Genomic DNA, 18263 nt, shown 5'->3' with positions numbered 1-18263 from the left:
GGGATAGTTGTTTTTCTTGATTCCTTTACTCTCTGCCTCAGTTTGTTGTTAAAATTTGGCTAGAAAATATAATACGTTTAAGCAACCACTTTTTGAACATATAAGTTTAAAGTTCATGCCAAGGAAGAGATCATATGCACTCATTTCTAATTACTGTTGAACAATTACTAAAATGCATCTAAAAAGTTAAGATTAATATATCATAGTAGAGAAAAAAGGACTGCCAATAAGAAAAAAATAAATTCGTTATCTTTTTAATCTTGGCTTTAAATAAAGTAAAGACCTTCCATTAAACTGGTAGCGGTCAATTTTCCACAAACGAGTGATAGATCAGCGATTCTAACTAAAAACGATTTTACACACGAACCGTCTTCATACCATAGTATCAATCGTATGAATTTGCAATAAATATGGAAGAACGATTAAAAGATAGTAAGGTAAGCAACAGGTGGACCACCCTATTATTTATCATTTATTTGATTGCTTTGTACTACATTTTGCTACTAAAGTTAGGGATACGGTTTTCTTATATGAGAGAAAGAATAACAAACTTTATTCCCTTTAGCGAAGGGATAATCTTCACGAGTGAAAAAATAATGAACGTAGTGATTTTTCTGCCCCTTGGCATCTATGCTGGAATTCTATTTGAAAGATGGATTTTCGCGACAAAACTTCTCTTGTTTTTCTCTCTTAGTTTATTCATTGAAGCACTTCAATATATTCTTAGAATTGGGGCTTTTGATGTGACAGATTTAATTACCAATACTACAGGCGCAGTGACGGGAGTAATGCTATTTGAAGGGCTTGACAAAGCATTTAATAATAGATGTAAAGCACAAAAACTCATAAACCTACTTGCCGCTGCATCAACGGTAATAATGATTGTAGTATTAGTGTTACTAAAAATGAATAGGCTACCAATCAGATATCAATAACAAAATTCAGGAAGCCAAATTAACTAACCCCTTTCGGGTATTTACCTATTGGGAAAGATTATAAATTATTCTTTTCTGCCCCTGTTCGAAAACAGTGGGCCTGATAATGCCTTCGTTTTATTCTAATTAAAGTGTCAGTTTTGTTTTTCAAGGTGTATATAATAATTAAATACTCATTTGATTTTGTATTTTTGAGAATTAAGAATTCCGACTCCTTTCACTCAACTTGAGATTCTCTAATCATCCACAATAAAAATGACAGATAAAAAGCCATCGATTAATGACCTGGCTAAGAAATTAAATGTTTCTAAGACAACTATATCTTTCATCCTAAACGGAAAAGCGAAGGAAAAAAGGATTAGTGATAGCTTAGTTGAAAAAGTACAGAAGGAGGCTTTGAAGCTTGGTTACCAGCCAAATCTGTTTGCTAAAAGTTTGCGCACCGGCAGGACAAATATTATCGGGCTGATGGTAGAAGACATATCAAATCCTTTTTATGCCAGTATTGCAAAGTTGATTGAGGATAAGGTGTATCAGAATGGCTACAAGATTGTGTATTGCAGTACTGAGAATGATAAAACCCGTGCGAAAGATTTTCTGGCTATGTTTAATACACTTAGTGTGGATGGCTGCATCCTGGCTCCACCGAAGGGATTGGAGAGTGAAATAAAGGAAATGATAGAAAAAGGGAAGAACATTGTGCTGTTTGACAGAAAATTTGGGAGTAAATTAACTGATACGGTGATGGTGAATAACCAGCAGGGAATGTATAGCGCTGTTAAACACCTGATTGAACGTGGGTATAAAAATATCGGCCTGGTAGCCCTTGCCCTCGTAAAGCCCGAAAAGGAAGACCGCATCATCGGGTATAAGCAGGCTATAACAGATTATGGGATGATTCCATATGTATATCCACTTCCTTTCAAAACTCAACACCAGGAGTATGTGGCAGATGTCAAACTCATTCTAAGCCAGAATAAACAGCTGGATGCCCTGTTGTTTGGTACCAATTATCTAGCCATAGCCGGATTGGAGGCAATCAATCAATTATATTTAAAGATTCCAACAGATATTGCCGTGGTTTGCTTTGATGATCATGATCTTTTCAGAATTTACAAACCCGGTATTACAGTGGTTGCACAGCCTATTGAAGAAATAGCCCAGACCGTAATTGATACCCTTTTACAAAATATGCAAAAGCCGGCATCTGAAAAAAAACCTGCCAGGACCATCTCTTTATCCACCACGCTCATCATTAGAGAATCATCCTAACCCATGCAATCAAATTGACTCTTTGAAATTTACTGCTGCTAATGAATGGAAAGACTTTTCGATGTGTATTAATAGTTTCTTTTGCCGGATTTCTGTTTGGTTTCGATTCTGTACTGATATCCGGAGCCAATCTGCCCATTAAGCACTTATGGGATATTTCTGACTGGTTTCATGGCACATTTATCATCTCCATTTCCTTGTGGGGAACCGTGTTGGGCGCTCTATTTGGAGGGTATCCGACTGAAAATTTAGGAAGAAAAGTTACGTTGATAGCCGTAGGAGTGATGTTTACTATTTCGGCGCTGGGCACTGCATTGGCAATCTCACCCTATATGTTTTCCTGCTTTAGGTTCATTGGAGGACTAGCCGCAGGCATTGGTTCCATTGCTGCGCCATCTTATATATCGGAAACCAGTCATGCTACTCACAGAGGTAAACTAGGCATGCTGTTTCAGTTAAATATTGTAACCGGAATACTATTGGCGTATCTTTCTAACTACACATTCACGGGAATTGACAGTGCAGACAGTGACTGGCGATGGATGTTGGGCATCATGGTGGTACCTGCATTTCTGTATACCCTGTTGCTATTCACCATTGACGAAAGCCCCAGATGGCTTATGCTGAAAAGAAAGGATGAGGCTTTAAAGAACTTAGATCTGGTGAAAAATGAGGATAGTACGCTTGCCAATGCAGGGTTATTTTCGGGAAAGTATACAAAGGCTTTGGTGCTCTCATTTTTGATCGCATTCTTCAATCAGTTTTCCGGAATAAGCTTCATATTGTTTTATGCTCCCGAAATATTAGAAAAGGCCGGATACGGAACGGCTCAGTCTTTGTTGAGTGCAGTATCCATTGGAGTGGTTAATCTGGTATTCACTCTTGTGGGTATTTCCCTCATCGACAGAATAGGCAGAAAGAAACTCATGTATGTTGGTTCAGTGGGATACATTATAAGCCTGACGATGGTTGCCTGTGGTTTTTATTATGGCTTACCAGCTGGTTTTACACTTATTTTTGTTCTCCTGTTCATTGTTTCTCATGCAGTTGGTCAGGGGGCTGTTATCTGGGTGTTCATTGCTGAAATTTTTCCTACACAAATAAGGGCATTCGGACAGGCCTGGGGTTCAGGGCTGCTAAATAGTTTTGCAGCTATGATCACACTCTTTGGAGCTGTGTTCATCAATGAATTTGCACCCTGGATCATATTTGCCTCTTTTGCGCTTCTCATGGTACTGCAGCTATTATTTACCGCTTTTATTATGCCTGAAACCAAGGGCGTTTCTCTCGAAGAACTTGAAACTAAACTTATCTCCTCTTAGGATTTTAGTTACCCCGTTTGTTTTTATTTGAAGCTATTCTATTGGAAAGTTAAAGAATACCTAAAAATGTTTGAATTACGATGCTAAATCGATTAACTTAGCCAAATAATAGCAATAATTTACTGGAAAACAGGATAATTAACAGATTTTTACCGGACGTTTCTGATATGCTAATAAGTGATCTAAACTTGTTCTACAATTTGCTCCGGTGAATACTCTTTTAACAACTACCAGAAAAACATAACGGCTTATTTTGCAGAGAAGCGTTCGAGGTAAGAACCAGATAATTGCCAGACTTAAACATATTCTATGAAATATCCATTCACTTTCATTCACAATCTGGTTTGTATTTCAATGAGTGTACTGTTGTGCTGTATGTGTTCAACTAAGAAAGATACATCGGCAGCCCAAGAAAAAGCAACTGATACAACAGCCACTACAGATATTGAAACCCTGAAATTTACCGTAGAAGAATCTCCCGAATGGACAGCTTTGTTTCACAGAACTTCCGGCTGGTTTGGTGGGGATGGTATATTTGCGATACCACTGAATGCAAAGGATAATGAACCGGCTGCATCAACTACTGAAACCATGTTCATATTCAGTGATACGATGATCGGAGAAATTTCAGCAGATAGTACCTTGCAATCTGGCGAAGTGATGGTTAACAATACAGTTGCGTATCTGAAAGGAAGTAAGCCTAACAAAGAAAATATTCGTTTTCAATGGGCTACCAATGACGCAGGAAAACCAATACACTTGTTTTCTCCCAATACCTCAACTGCAAAAAAAGGAGATTATTACTGGCTTGGAGACGGATTTCTGAACACAGCTTCAGATAGCATTTATATTTTTGCTTACCGGATGCGCAACCTTGATAAAAGCGATGACTGGTCATTCAAAGAAATGAGCACCGATTTGATTGCAATACCTGCCAATAGCCGCCCTCCCTTTACAAAACAACGTCAGATAGAAACGCCCCTTCGCTTTGAAGATGGCGGATTTGGAGCAGGAATTTTTGTGAACACCAAAGAATCCGGAGCGCCTGATCCGGATGGATATATTTATGTGTATGGAAACAGAAAAGGCCTAATGGTTGCCAGGGTAAAGCCTATGGATTTTGAAAACTTTAGTGCCTGGCGGTTCTGGGATGGAAAAGAGTGGAATGCAGATATGCAACAGGTAAAGCTTGTAGCCACTGATGTTTCTAATGAACTGAGTATTTCTGCCCTTCCAGATGGCAGATATGCCCTTGTCTTTACGTTAAGCGGATTAAGTCCGACAGTTGGACTACGCCTAGGCCGCACACCTTACGGACCATTCGGGCCAGTTATAAAAGTCTACGAAGCGAAAGAAATGCAGCGTAAAAATTATATTACCTACAATGCCAAAGCCCATCCTAATCTTTCTGCGCCAGGTGAACTGCTGATCAGTTATAATGTGAATGCATTTGATTTTCGAAACGAAATAAAAGCCAATCCAACACTGTATCGCCCGCGTTTTATAAAAGTACGATTACAACAATGAAGTTGATCCCCTTTAATAGTACCTATGTTGTTTGCATAAAAAAGAGTTTTGTATGGGGAATTTGCATTTGCCTTATGCTATCTGCTTGTAAACCTGAAACAAAAAAATCAGATCCTTTATTCAAGCTTTTATCTTCCGCAGAGACAGGAATCCATTTTTCTAATGATATCAGGCAAACAGATTCGCTGAATATTCTGGAGTATATGTATTTCTACAACGGAGGAGGGGTAGGGCTGGGAGATATTAATAATGATGGATTAACCGATGTTTTTCTGTCCGGAAATATCGTGTCTTCAAAACTGTATTTGAATAAAGGAAACTTTCAATTTGAGGACATTACCGCAGAAGCAGGCGTAACTACAAAGGGATGGTGTACCGGAGTGGCGATGGCCGATGTAAACAGCGATGGGTTTGTAGATATATATGTCAGCCGGGCTGGCAGCCAGAACCCAGCCGACCGGACAAATCTTTTTTTTGTGAATAATGGAAACAACACCTTCAATGAATCTGCTCTTTCGTATGGCATTGCAGATACTGCCTATACTACCCAAGCCGCATTTTTTGATTATGATAAAGATGGAGATGTAGATCTTTACCTGCTCAACCATGACCATTCGCCCAAAGCTGTAAATACTCTTCATCCCAAAAGAAAAAATGGCGAAGCCAAAAACACGGATGAATTATTCAGAAATAATGGTAATGGTCCGGCTGGACACCCTACTTTCACCAATGTATCCCAAGAGGCCGGTATCTTGACGGAAGGATACGGATTAGGAGTGGCCATCAATGATCTCAACAGTGATGGCTGGCCCGATATTTATGTTTCCAATGATTTTCTGAGCAATGATCTGCTGTACATCAACAATCAGGACGGCACCTTTACCAATAAAATAAGCGATTACCTGAAGCACCAGAGCTACAACGGAATGGGAGTGGATGTTTCCGATTTTAATAATGATGGACTGCCCGATATTGTGGTAGTGGATATGCTTCCGGAAGATAATTACCGGCAGAAAACCATGTCTGGAGGCATGAGCAATGAAAAGTTCAGCTACATGATTCAGATGGGGTATGAACCTCAGTATATGCGCAATACGCTTCAGCTAAATAACGGAAATGGTCATTTTAGTGAAATTGGCCAGCTGGCTGGAATAGATAAAACCGACTGGAGCTGGAGTCCCTTACTCGCTGATTTTGATAATGATGGCTTTAAAGATCTTTTCATTACCAATGGCTATCTGAAAGACATCACAGATAAGGATTTTATCAATTACAGTGAGAATAAAAAGATGTTTCAGGAGGCAAAAGAGGCAAATGCAACCTTGTTAGCATTGATGGATGCGCAGGATGGCGTAAAAATTCCTAATTATGCTTTTAAAAACAATTGTGATCTTACCTTTACCAAAGCGCTTGACTGGGGATTCGACCAACCTACCTATTCAAATGGTGCTGCTTTTGGCGATCTGGATAACGATGGCGACCTGGATCTGGTGATCAATAATATTAATGATCCGGCATCTGTTTACAAAAATGAAGCACAACGACTTGATGGGCGTAATTATTTACAGGTTTCGCTGCAAGGTGACTCTTTGAACCGAATGGCTTTGGGTGCCAAAGTAGTCTTGAAATACAAAGGTAATATTCAACTCCATGAGCATACCCTATACAGAGGCTATCAGTCAACCGTAGATAATACAGTTCATTTTGGCCTGGGAAAAGTAAATACAGTTGATACAATCGACATATACTGGCCAGATGGAAGAAAGCAACAACTGCTACATGTAAAAGCCAATCAGCGTTTGACAATAAATCACCGGCAGGCTAAGAATTCCTTTAACGAACAAAAAGAAAGCCTGGCAGATCAACCGGTTTTTTCAGAAGTTTCCAGGGAGTATGGCATCCATTTTTTGCATAAGGAAAATCGCTATTCCGATTTAACCGCTCAAACCTTACTTCCTCATACGCATTCATATATGGGGCCTTCTATGTCGGCAGGAGATGTAGATGGCAATGGACTGGATGATTTTTTTATAGGCGGCTCAGCCGGTAATCCGGGTATGCTATATCTGCAACAGCCTTCCGGGAAATTTATCAAACATGAATTTCCGGATGATGCCGGATATGAAGATATGGGGAGCCTCTTATTTGATGCGGATAATGATGGTGATCTGGATCTGTATGTAGTGAGTGGCGGAACTGAGTTTATAGCTAACTCAGAAAATTACCAGGACAGGCTTTATAAAAATGATGGGAAGGGAAAGTTTCAGAAAGATATGGCGGCACTTCCATCCATAAAGGCAAGCGAATCTGTTGTAACTGCCGCAGATTTTGACGGAGATGGTGATCTTGATCTTTTTGTAGGGGGGAGGGTGTTGCCTGAAAAATATCCGCAGGCTCCGCAGAGTTATATTCTCCGGAATGAAGCTGGGAAATTTAAGGATGTCACCAATGAAGTAGGTGCGGAGTTAAGAAATATAGGTATGGTAACTGCTGCCTTATGGACTGATTTTGACAATGATAGACAAGTGGATTTGTTGATTGTAGGCGAATGGATGCCAGTAACCTTCTTTAAAAATGTGAAGGGAAAACTCGTTCCCTGGAATGCTGATGAGGGAAAGATTAGTCAACAGTTAACAGTCAACAGACCGCAGAAAAATTCTTCTAGTAAAAACAAATCACCCACTCACTCAATTACTCATTTACTCAATGCTTCTTCCGGTTGGTGGAACAGCCTTGCCGGAGGCGACATGGACAATGATGGAGACATTGACTATATATTGGGAAATGTGGGGTTGAATACTCCTTTTAAAGCATCTGAAGATGAACCGCTCACCATCTATTCTGGTGATCTGGATGGAACCGGAATACATCATGCTATTTTAGCCCGGTATGCTCAAGGTAAAAATTACCCCTGGCATTCGCGGGATGTATTGCTCCGCCAAATGCCCCGTTTAGGAAAAAAGTTTTTCAAGTATAACGAGTATGCGAAAGCCACCATGGATGATATTGTTTCTCCCGAAGTCCGTGACAAAGCTTTGGTGTTAGAAAGTAACTACTTTGCTTCTTCCTATATGGAAAACCTGGGCCAAGGAAAATTTTCTCTGAAAGCATTGCCCATACAAGCTCAGTTTGCTCCTGTTCATGGCATACTGATTAAAGATGTGGACAATGACGGAAATCTGGATGTGTTACTTACAGGAAATTCATATGCACCGGATGTTTCCATTGGCCGGTATGATGCTTTCTCCGGATTATATCTTCGGGGAGATGGAAAAGGCAACTTTTCATCTGTTCATCTTGGCAAGAGTGGATTTTTTATGGATGCAGATGCCCGGTCATTAATTCAGCTATATACCGGAAATGGCGATGCATTAATTATCGGTTCTTCTAACGCGGATAGCTTACAGGTGTATTCCACTACGGTTCCTCAGAAATCAAAGCTTTACAATTTAGATGGGTTAGATGCTTTTGGTACGCTCCGGATGAAAAATGCAAAAAGTAGAAAGGTAGAGTTTTATTATGCTTCAGGCTATCTTTCTCAATCATCCCGAACGTTGGAAATACCGGAAGAAGTTGAATATTTTGAAATTGTTGATTCCAGAGGAAAAGCACAAAAGCATGTAAATAAAAATACCGTTTCTGTATCGAATAAGCGTAAATAGATCAATACATTATCTGATTTTTTGCCCTCTATCTATTCATACAAGAGAAATTCTTAATCGTGTTAATTTAAGATTGGAGATAAAAAACTGTTAAACAAGGATTTAACAGATATCACAGCATCCATTTATTTAGGCCGTCTTTACTTTTCTTATGCTTGTCCAAAAGAGGGCAAAGCGAGAGCTTTGAGCCAGCTTTGTGTGCCAGTAACAAAAGAAAAAGACTGCATCAACAAAGCCTGTTTTACGCTGAAATGGCCGATAGTCGCACATACCTCCGGCCTTCGCACAGGCCAAAACCGGCCACGCTGTTGCTGCACCCCTGCCCGCAAAAGAGAATATAAGTTTTAGATTCATCAAATATCTACGCTAACGTTAATTTAATCTTTTTGCTTATGGAGACGAAAAAAGCCCAAAGTGCTGAAAAAAATGAGGTATTCCTATGCATTGGACAGAGGGAATGAAAACGTTTCTGAATTTATTATCATTCTTCTGTATCAGTCTGAAAATAAAGTGGAGCAGTCTGTTTTCTTCTGCATCTTCAATCCTTTCTCTTCGGCAAGTTTTGCCCTTTTATATGTTGTGCAACAACCACGGCTTGTTATTTTAACTATGCTTGCCATGGTATTACCAGAGGATAAAGGATATGATACGTTACCCATTTATTTTATGGATTGATTATCAGTTAGATAAAATAAAGAACAAAATTCCATGTGTGTAGGCCAGAAAAAACAGCGGGCAATGCGCAGGCTCTGAGTGGGAAAGCATTGACAACTATGTTGGTTCTCTTCGGCTCTCTCCTCGAGAATTCTAGATTTTTCTTTGCTTCCTTTCTTTGTAGCAATGACAAAGAAAGGAAGGACGGCGTATGAGATAAAAGATAATATACTTCAAAACAAATTAACTTTTTGTAATGAGTACTGAAAAATAGTTAGAGTAAGGCTCTGGCAAACTTTTCCTCCTGGCCGCTGATTAAGTCCATACGTAAACTTGCACTTATGAATAATCTCCTGTCAGCCAATCAAAAATCCAATGAAAAATAAAGTAATGATGCCTGACAAACCTCCAATCCATATCCATCTGTTCGAAAGCCCCCTGCTTATTTTATAGTTTTTAGCTGCCAGCATAAATAATATACCAGGTATACCAAATATAACCCACACCGCACTCAGGTTAAACCAACCAGTCAGACTCATGTTCCCTAAGCCTGTGGGAGAAGATTCTATCAGACCCGTTAATAATACTAATTTTACGATCAGTTCAGCGATGGGATAGATCAACTGAGCACTGGCCGAACCAGCTAATCCTCCTAACACCGCCCATGAGGGAAAAAGTTGTCCCCATTTCTGTATGCTGGCCAGGGCAATCACTACGGTAAATACCCTTAACAGTAAGGCGGCTAAAATGATCCAGGCAGTCTGGTCAATGGGTTCCTGGTTGAAGAGGTGGCCGTAAACCCACATGGCCAGTACAATCACCACAAAACCTCCCACCAACACAGTAATGGCATAAACGAGCCATAGCGTTGCTGTACTTTTATTTTCCTGTATCACAAACATTCTATTTAGCTGGTTATGTAAGAGGATCTGTTTCATCCTTCAATGTATGATGAAATAGATTACTGTAAAATTTAAAATATAGCAATGGAAGGATAAGCGGACAAATGGCTTTAACTACTTTCCGGATAGCAGCGGCTCAAGCATATATTCTCAGTTTCCATCATACCTATCTGTTAAGCTTTTGGTGTACCATCCATTATTACTCAGCCCGGTGAAGTAAAAGCGTAGCAATTTTTCTATGAAAAGAATTTTGTTTAATCGAAATTTTTGGTTTTTTTGCTAAAACGATTTAGTTTTTCACTAAAACGTTTTATTTTATCACTAATTTTATTTATTGCCATACTTTGAATGAAATATAAATCGTTTTAAAATAGTTGGATGGCTTTTTAAAGAGGTCAATAACCTTCTTATTCAGAACAGCCGATCCATTCCCTAATCAACCTATATTTATGAAAAGAATACTACTGTTAGGCTTATTATTCACCTCTGTCTGGTTAGAGGTAATGGCACAGCAACAAGTAACAGGCAAGGTAACTGATTCCAAAGGCGAACCGCTGCCTGGTGTAAACGTACTGGTAAAAAATACAACCATTGGCAGTGTAACCACACAAGATGGTAATTACAGCGTGAGTGTACCTCCTGAGAATACTATCCTGGTATTTTCATATATAGGATACATCACGCAAGAAATCACATTGAATGGAAGATCGGGCATTGATATAACTTTGTCAGAAGATTTGCAAAGCCTGGAAGAAGTGGTGGTGGTTGGCTATGGTACAGTAAAAAAATCCGATTTAACAGGCTCAGTATCTTCTATATCCTCTGTTGAGTTAAAAGCAATTCCGGTGGCTACTTTTGACCAGGCTTTGCAAGGAAGGGCTGCCGGTGTACAAGTGGTTCAATCAACAGGTGCGCCGGGAGGGGGAACCAATATCAGGATCAGGGGTACAAGTTCTGTGAATGCCAGCAGTGAACCCTTATATGTGATTGATGGAATGTTGATTAACAGCAATAGCGGGGAGACTTCAATCGGTGGAAGAGGGCCTGCTGTAAATCCTTTGGCTACTATTAATCCCAGTGATATCGAGTCGATTGAAGTGTTAAAAGATGCTTCCGCCACGGCAATCTATGGCTCCAGAGCTGCTAATGGCGTGATATTAATTACCACCAAAAGAGGAAAAGCAGGGAAGGCTTCAGTGAATTTTGAAAGTTATTACGGGGTACAAACCGTTACCAAAAAGCTTGATCTGCTGAACGCAACCCAATTTGCCCAGTTAGTAAACGAGGCGAATCAAAATGCCCAGTTAACCCCTGTATATACAAACCCCGAAAGTTTTGGAGAGGGCACAGACTGGCAGGAAGAACTATTCCGGCAGGCGCCTATTGCCAATTTTCAACTTTCTTTAACCGGAGGAAATGATAAAACCCAGTACGCCATAGGAGGAGGATTTTTTACCCAGAACGGAATTGTAGAAGGATCTGACCTGGACAGGTATTCCTTCAGGACGAATTTGAATACGGATGTAAATGAAAAATTAAAGGTTGGGGTGAATTTGTCTTACAATAGAACAATTAATAATGGCGTATTAACTGGTCCCGGTCCGGTTGTGCAGGGGGTAGTATATAACGCCCTTCTGTTTAATCCCATTCTTCCGGTATATGACCCACTTCGGCCAGGCGGATATACTTTCCAGCATGACAGAAGAGATGCCATAGCCAATCCGGTAGCAGAAGCAAAAGAATATATTTCTACTACGACCACCTCCAGATTACTCGGAACTGTATTTGCCGAATACGAAATCGTAGAGGGTTTATCACTCAGATCCAGTTTCGGCATAGATGGCTTATCTACAAAATCCAATTCTTTCGGCCCAAACTTCCTCAAAAGAACAGAAAACAGTAAAGGAGAGGCAGGTGTTTCTACGCTTGAAGCACTCACCTGGCTCAATACCAATACGCTTACCTATAATAAAGAAATCAATCAGGACCATACCATTAATGCATTGCTTGGATTTGAAATGCAGCAGTTCAGAAATGAATCGGTTAATTCCTATGCGTTTGGCTTCCCGGAATCCCGCACCGGCTGGCACGATATAGGTTCTGCTGATAATCCGCAAACGACTACCAATGGAGAACTGGAATGGAGCATCTTATCTTATTTTGGCAGAATCAATTATTCGTTGAAGAATAAATACCTGTTTACGCTGACAGGCCGTGCTGACGGATCTTCCAAGTTTGCCGAGGGAAACAAATACGGTTTTTTCCCTTCTGCCGCCTTCGCCTGGAGAGTTTCAGAAGAGGAGTTTATGAAATCCAATAACTTTATCAATGATTTAAAATTCAGAGCCAGCTATGGCGTAACCGGTAATCAGGCGATCCCGCCCTATGGTTCACTTGCCTTGATCGGGCAAATCGGGCAGGGTGTATTTAGTACTTCTTCCGGCTCTGAAGCGTTCCGGGGAAGAGAACCGGTTTCTTATCCCAACAGAAATTTAAAATGGGAAACCACCAAGCAAGCCAACATAGGAGTTGACCTGTCTGTTCTGGAGGGAAGACTGGGGGCTACTGTAGAAGTGTATCATAAGAATACCGAAGATCTATTGCTGGGTACACCCATTCCTTATACATCAGGATTCGAAACTACCTTGCTCAATATCGGGAATGTTCAAAACAGAGGAATCGATATAGCTCTTAATTCTGTGAATATAGACGGAAACATTCGCTGGACGACATCTGTGAATGTATCGGTGAACCGGAATAAAATCACGAACCTGGCCAGAGAGGAAGATATTAATTTAGGCATTGGAGGAAATATATTACGGGAAGGAGAGCCTATAGGTACTTTTTTCGGGTATGTGTTTGATGGAATTTACCAGACAGATGATGAGGCAAAAAACAGCCCGGTGATTGCAGGTCAGAATCCATCCGCAGGAGATAGGAGATACAAAGATATCAGCGGCCCAAATGGCATGCCGGACGGTGTAATTAATGATTTTGACCGGACCATTATTGGGTCGGCTCAACCAGATTTTACCTGGGGTGTAAATAATACCCTCACCTTTAAAGGCATCACCTTATCCTTTTTCTTCCAGGGATCGCAGGGGAATGAAATGGTGAACCAGAATCTGGGAGATTTAGCCAATGTGAATGGCCGGCAAAATGTACTGGCCTCAGCTGGCCTGGGCAGATGGACTCCCCAAAATCCTAACAACACCTATGCGCGTGCATTATATACGGCTAACGATAATGTTTTTTCCTCCCGGTTTGTTGAAGATGCTTCTTACCTGCGCTTAAAAAACCTTACGCTCGGGTATAATTTTCCTGCTTCCCTGTTAGAAAAAATTAAGCTCAGCAATGCCAGAATTTATGTAAGTGGTACCAACCTTTGGACATTAACAGATTATAGCGGTTATGATCCGGAAGGGAATGCATACGGCGGAACTACAAACATTGTAGGAGTTGACTTTGGAGGGTATCCCCAGGCAAAAACATATACAGTTGGTTTAAACCTCGGGTTTTAATTGTAAATCATTAATGCATGCACACATGAAAAACATACTCAATCATAAAACCTCCATCCTGATCTTTTTACTGGTGTTCTTTTGCATTAGCTCCTGCAAAGATTTCCTGAACGAAGACCCTCAGGACAGAATAGCCCAGGACCGCTTTTATCAAACAGAAGAAGATGCAGTAGCGTCCGTTAACTCAATATATGCCAATCTGGGTTCTACTTCTTCCGGCCCGGAAGGAGTCTACCACAGTACCACCTGGGTGGCCATGGGTCTGGCTTCTGATGAAATGATAAACAAGCAAAATGGAGCCATTGCAAATGACCAGCTGGGTACTTTTTCCTGGAATGCTGAAAATTCGAGTGTCAATACCATCTGGCGGATTCATTACAAAACAATCACGCTGGCAAATATCGCCATAGAAAGAATACCTGCAGCCCAGATAAATGAAGATACTAGAAACAGATTGGTAAATGAAGCGAAGTTTCTCAGAGCCTTGTCTTATTTTAATCTGGTGAGAATGTTCGGGCAGGTTCCTTTGCTCATCACTGAAGAAGCTCCTTTAACGCCGGATGTTTCAGATGTAGAGGCTGTTTACACACAAATTATTAGCGACCTTCAGGCAGCAGAGGATTTACCTTTAGATGGAGACATTCAGGAAGGGCGTGCCACAAGTGGTGCTGCTAAAGCCTTATTAGCCAAAGTATATTTAACCAGAAAAGATTGGCAAAACGCATCGGCTAAGGCATTAGAGGTTATTCAATCTGCGAAGTATGAACTTTGGAATAATTTTGCAGATGCATTTAAGCACACAAACAGAAATGGAAAAGAAGCCATTTTTTCTGTGAGTTTTGGCGATGCCGGAGGGGCAATTTCGTTCTGGGAATTCGGGCAATTTAACGTAAGGCTTTTACCCCCTGAGCTTTCACAGGAAATTGCTGGTATCCGCAATACGCAAGGGTGGCAGGTGGTTACAAAAGACTTGTATGATTCCTTTTCTGCAGAGGATGAAAGAAAGAACGTAACATTTCTGACTGAGTTCTTAGATGATGATAAAAATGTAATCAAGCTAAATGATATATATATTCAGAAGTATTGGGACCGGGAGGCTGAACCAGTGGCTGGCGATTCCCAACAAGATTTTCCGGTGATCCGCTATTCAGATGTGCTGTTAACCTATGCAGAGGCACAGGCCGAACTTAATAATTTAAGTGTGGCGAATCAGTACCTGAATATGGTGAGAAACCGGGCCAACTTGCCTGATGCGAATATAGCAAGTGTTGAAAGTTTCAGAGAAGAAGTGCTTCTGGAGAGAAGGAAAGAGTTTGTAGCCGAAGGCCACCGCTGGTTTGACCTGGTGAGAACCGGAATGTTAGAAGAGAAAGTGCAGGAGGCAAAAGGAATTGTAGTAAATCCTATCTATAATTTGTTCCCGATTCCTCAACGCGAAAGAGATGTAAATACCAATCTGCCACAAAATACAGGGTATTAAGCCGGTATTTTTCAAATACATATAGTTAAAATGTGTTCGGAGATAGCAGCAGACATACAAAGCAAAATAATACTGTACTTAATTATAGATTTTTACTTTAGCGGGCAGGGGTGCAGCAACAGTGTGGCCGGTTTTAGCCTGTGTGAGGGGCGGAGGCAGCGCGACTATCAGCCAGATCAGCGTAAAACAGGCTTTGTTGGTGCTGCCACAACTGTGTTGGTTCTCTTCGCATTCGCATGCTCGAGAATCTTTTGTTACTTTTATTTTGGGCAAGCAAAATAAAAGTAAAGATGGCATAAGTAGAAAAGTATCTTGGAAGTTGACCATCACACTAAAATGTTCACTTTCTTATCTTCGAACTCAAGTTAAAATTCTATTATTACTGATTATTCCACCTATAAAAGTGAAGCTCACCTTACTTACTCTATTTCTGTTTTTTCTGTTTTTCTCTGTTCAGGCGCAAAAAGCATATTTTGTTGATGGCTACCATGGGGGTGTATATGGACATTACCCCAGAGGATATACCCAATATATCGTAGATCAGCTAAAAGCAAATCCCTTCTGGAAGATCAACCTTGAAATCGAGCCGGAAACCTGGGATTCAGTGCTAGTGCGGGAACCTGAAGCTTTAAAGGAAATGCAGCAGCTTTTTTCCGACCAATCTATTACAGGTAGAATTGAATACGTGAGTCCGGCTTACGGACAAAGTTATTTCTATAACATCTCTGGCGAGAGCATCATCCGCCATTTTGACTATGGAATAAAAAAAGTCAGGCAGTATTTTCCGGAAGCGGTGTTTACTACGTATTCTTCTGAAGAACCTTGTTTTACGAGCGCCTTGCCGCAAATTCTCACCTCATTCGGATACAAGTATGCTTCCTTAAAAAATCCCAATACCTGCTGGGGAGGGTATACCAGGTCCTATGGCGGTGAATTAGTCAACTGGATTGGTCCGGATGGCACCAAATTAACTACCGTACCCCGCTATGCCTCAGAAGGATTACTGCCCAATTCCACCTGGCAAACCGAAGCCTGGACTAACTCACCTAAATATATAAACGATGCACTTAACTATGGAATAAAAAATCCGGTAGCTATGACCTTGCAGGATGCCGGCTGGAAAAACGGCCCCTGGATTGGGAATGGGGACAAAGGCTATCAGCCAACCGAATACAAAACCTGGAGAGACTATATTGCCAATGCATCTATCAAAACGCCGACACAGGACTGGCATTTTTCGCAGGAAGATATGCAGGTAAGTCTGGTCTGGGGTTCACAGGTATTGCAAAAAATAGCGCAGCAAGTACGGGTATCGGAAAACAAAGTAGTGATGACTGAGAAAATAGCTGCCCTGTCAAAGATATATGAAAACACTTCCTGGCCCCAAAAAGAGCTCGACGAAGCCTGGCGGACACTCATGCTGGCACAGCACCATGACTGCTGGATTGTGCCTTACAATGGCAAGCCCGGAAATACCTGGGCCGATAAAGTAGTGGTTTGGACAGATACCACCAACCATATCAGTGACCGGATTATGACGAAGGCTTTTCAAACAGGAAATCCTGCAAATGCAGCCATTAGCAATACTATTCGTGTATACAATACCACTGGTACTATTCGCAATGAACTCGTAACTCTTCTCTTACCTGCCACTATAGATGTAACCTCTATTCAGGTGGTGGATGACAAAAATAAAGAAGTGTTAACACAGGTTGCTACTACTGGTAATCAAAGCGGCACCACTATTTATTTCAAAGCAACTGTTCCGGCGCTAGGTTATAATACCTATCAAATTGTTGCCAAAAAACCTGTTGTATTAAAGGGAGCGCAGACAACAGTTACCGCAGCAGGCGACGTTGTGCTGGAAACGGATGTATACAAGCTGGTGATTGATAAAAGGAGAGGGGGTACTATCAAGAGCCTGATTGCCAAAACACTGGGGAATAAAGAATTTGTGGATACGAAACAGGAAAGAGGCTTTAATGAATTACGGGGGAATTTTTTTAACAATGGCGGCTTTCACTCCTCCGCCGATAAGCCTGTAACCATGACCATTCTTGAAAGCGGCCCTGCCCTGGTGAAAGCCGAGATCAAAGGTGAACTGTTAACCCATCCCTATACCCAAACCATAACTTTAAAACAAGGTGACAGAAAAATTGAATGCAACCTGAAAATAGACTGGAAGGAAAATATTGGTATTGGCAATGACTATAAGCAACAAGGCGGGCTGGATTCAAAGGATTATATCAAACCATTTTATGATGATAGTCAGAAATTACTGGCTTTGTTTCCGGTTAATTTTTCTTCTCAAAAAATTTATAAGGATGCGCCATTTGATGTAACAGAAAGCAAGCTGAAGAATACCTTTTTCACCCGTTGGGACAGCATCAAACATAATATTCTGGTAAACTGGGTAGATGTATATGATGAACAAAACAATATAGGCCTTGCCTTACTAACCGATCATACTACTAGCTATTCACATGGAGAAAATTTTCCATTGGGATTGAATATTCAATATTCGGGTGCTGGTCTGTGGGGAAGAAACCATACCATCACCGGACCAACAGAAATTAACTATGCTTTGGTGTCTCACACAGGCAAATGGGATCAGGCACAACTCTCCACTGAAGTAATGAACTGGAATGAGCCACTGGTTGCTTCTCTGACACAAAACAAAGGGGATGCTAAAAAATCGCTGGTAGATGTAACAGGAACAGGCTTGCAGGTAACTACGGTGCTAGCCGACGGAAATGATTTGCTGGTCAGGCTTTTTAATGCGGAAGGAGATAGTAAACCAAAGAAAGTACTATTAGGTGGAAATGTGTCGGCGATTGAACTAGTGGAGTTGAATGGGACAGTAAAGGAAACACTGAATACGCAAAAGAATAAGACTGGCTCGGAAGTAACTGTAGCCATGCCACGGTTTGGCCTGCGAACCATGCGGCTGAAAAGTTTTAAAGCAAATTGAAGGGCATCAAGTGTAAA

At 40.9% G+C, this 18263-nt stretch carries 10 protein-coding genes; 9 read left to right on the top strand and 1 reads right to left on the bottom strand.

Annotated elements, in window-relative coordinates; genetic code table 11:
- Nucleotides 1-410: 410 nt before the first annotated feature.
- The 6 genes from GXP67_RS34935 (at nt 411) to GXP67_RS34910 (ending at nt 9393) form a co-directional block, all read left to right on the top strand.
- Nucleotides 411-935 (top strand): VanZ family protein, encoded by a 525-nt coding sequence (locus GXP67_RS34935; RefSeq protein WP_162447418.1) that lies wholly within the window; start codon nt 411-413, stop codon nt 933-935.
- Between the two features lie 255 nt (nt 936-1190).
- Nucleotides 1191-2207, top strand: coding sequence for a LacI family DNA-binding transcriptional regulator (locus tag GXP67_RS34930; protein WP_162447417.1), 1017 nt, complete (start codon nt 1191-1193; stop codon nt 2205-2207).
- 41 nt (nt 2208-2248) lie between these two features.
- Nucleotides 2249-3529 (top strand): sugar porter family MFS transporter, encoded by a 1281-nt coding sequence (locus GXP67_RS34925; RefSeq protein ID WP_162447416.1) that lies wholly within the window; start codon nt 2249-2251, stop codon nt 3527-3529.
- 309 nt (nt 3530-3838) lie between these two features.
- On the top strand, nt 3839-5056 hold the full coding sequence (locus GXP67_RS34920; protein WP_162447415.1) for a DUF5005 domain-containing protein: 1218 nt from the start codon (nt 3839-3841) through the stop codon (nt 5054-5056).
- Between the two features lie 74 nt (nt 5057-5130).
- On the top strand, nt 5131-8718 hold the full coding sequence (locus GXP67_RS34915; RefSeq protein ID WP_162447414.1) for a VCBS repeat-containing protein: 3588 nt from the start codon (nt 5131-5133) through the stop codon (nt 8716-8718).
- A 426-nt stretch (nt 8719-9144) separates the two neighbouring features.
- Nucleotides 9145-9393 carry a hypothetical protein gene (locus GXP67_RS34910; RefSeq protein ID WP_162447413.1) on the top strand — a complete coding sequence of 83 codons (249 nt, stop codon included), beginning with the start codon at nt 9145-9147 and terminating at the stop codon, nt 9391-9393.
- 335 nt (nt 9394-9728) lie between these two features.
- On the opposite strand, the gene GXP67_RS34905 is transcribed toward GXP67_RS34910, so the two are convergent.
- Complete coding sequence (locus GXP67_RS34905) at nt 9729-10310, bottom strand: hypothetical protein (protein WP_162447412.1); 582 nt, start codon at nt 10308-10310, stop codon at nt 9729-9731.
- Between the two features lie 413 nt (nt 10311-10723).
- Between GXP67_RS34905 and GXP67_RS34900 the strand changes: the two genes are divergently transcribed.
- The 3 genes from GXP67_RS34900 (at nt 10724) to GXP67_RS34890 (ending at nt 18246) form a co-directional block, all read left to right on the top strand.
- Nucleotides 10724-13795, top strand: coding sequence for a SusC/RagA family TonB-linked outer membrane protein (locus GXP67_RS34900; RefSeq protein WP_162447411.1), 3072 nt, complete (start codon nt 10724-10726; stop codon nt 13793-13795).
- Between the two features lie 25 nt (nt 13796-13820).
- Nucleotides 13821-15275 (top strand): RagB/SusD family nutrient uptake outer membrane protein, encoded by a 1455-nt coding sequence (locus GXP67_RS34895; RefSeq protein WP_162447410.1) that lies wholly within the window; start codon nt 13821-13823, stop codon nt 15273-15275.
- 403 nt (nt 15276-15678) lie between these two features.
- Entirely contained in the window at nt 15679-18246 is a 2568-nt protein-coding gene (locus tag GXP67_RS34890; RefSeq protein ID WP_162447409.1) for a glycoside hydrolase family 38 C-terminal domain-containing protein, read from the top strand.
- The last annotated feature ends 17 nt before the right edge of the window (nt 18247-18263 follow it).

Origin of the sequence: Rhodocytophaga rosea (assembly GCF_010119975.1) — a bacterium.
GTDB classification, from domain to species: Bacteria; Bacteroidota; Bacteroidia; order Cytophagales; family 172606-1; genus Rhodocytophaga; species Rhodocytophaga rosea.
This window is presented reverse-complemented; position numbering and strand designations above follow the sequence as displayed.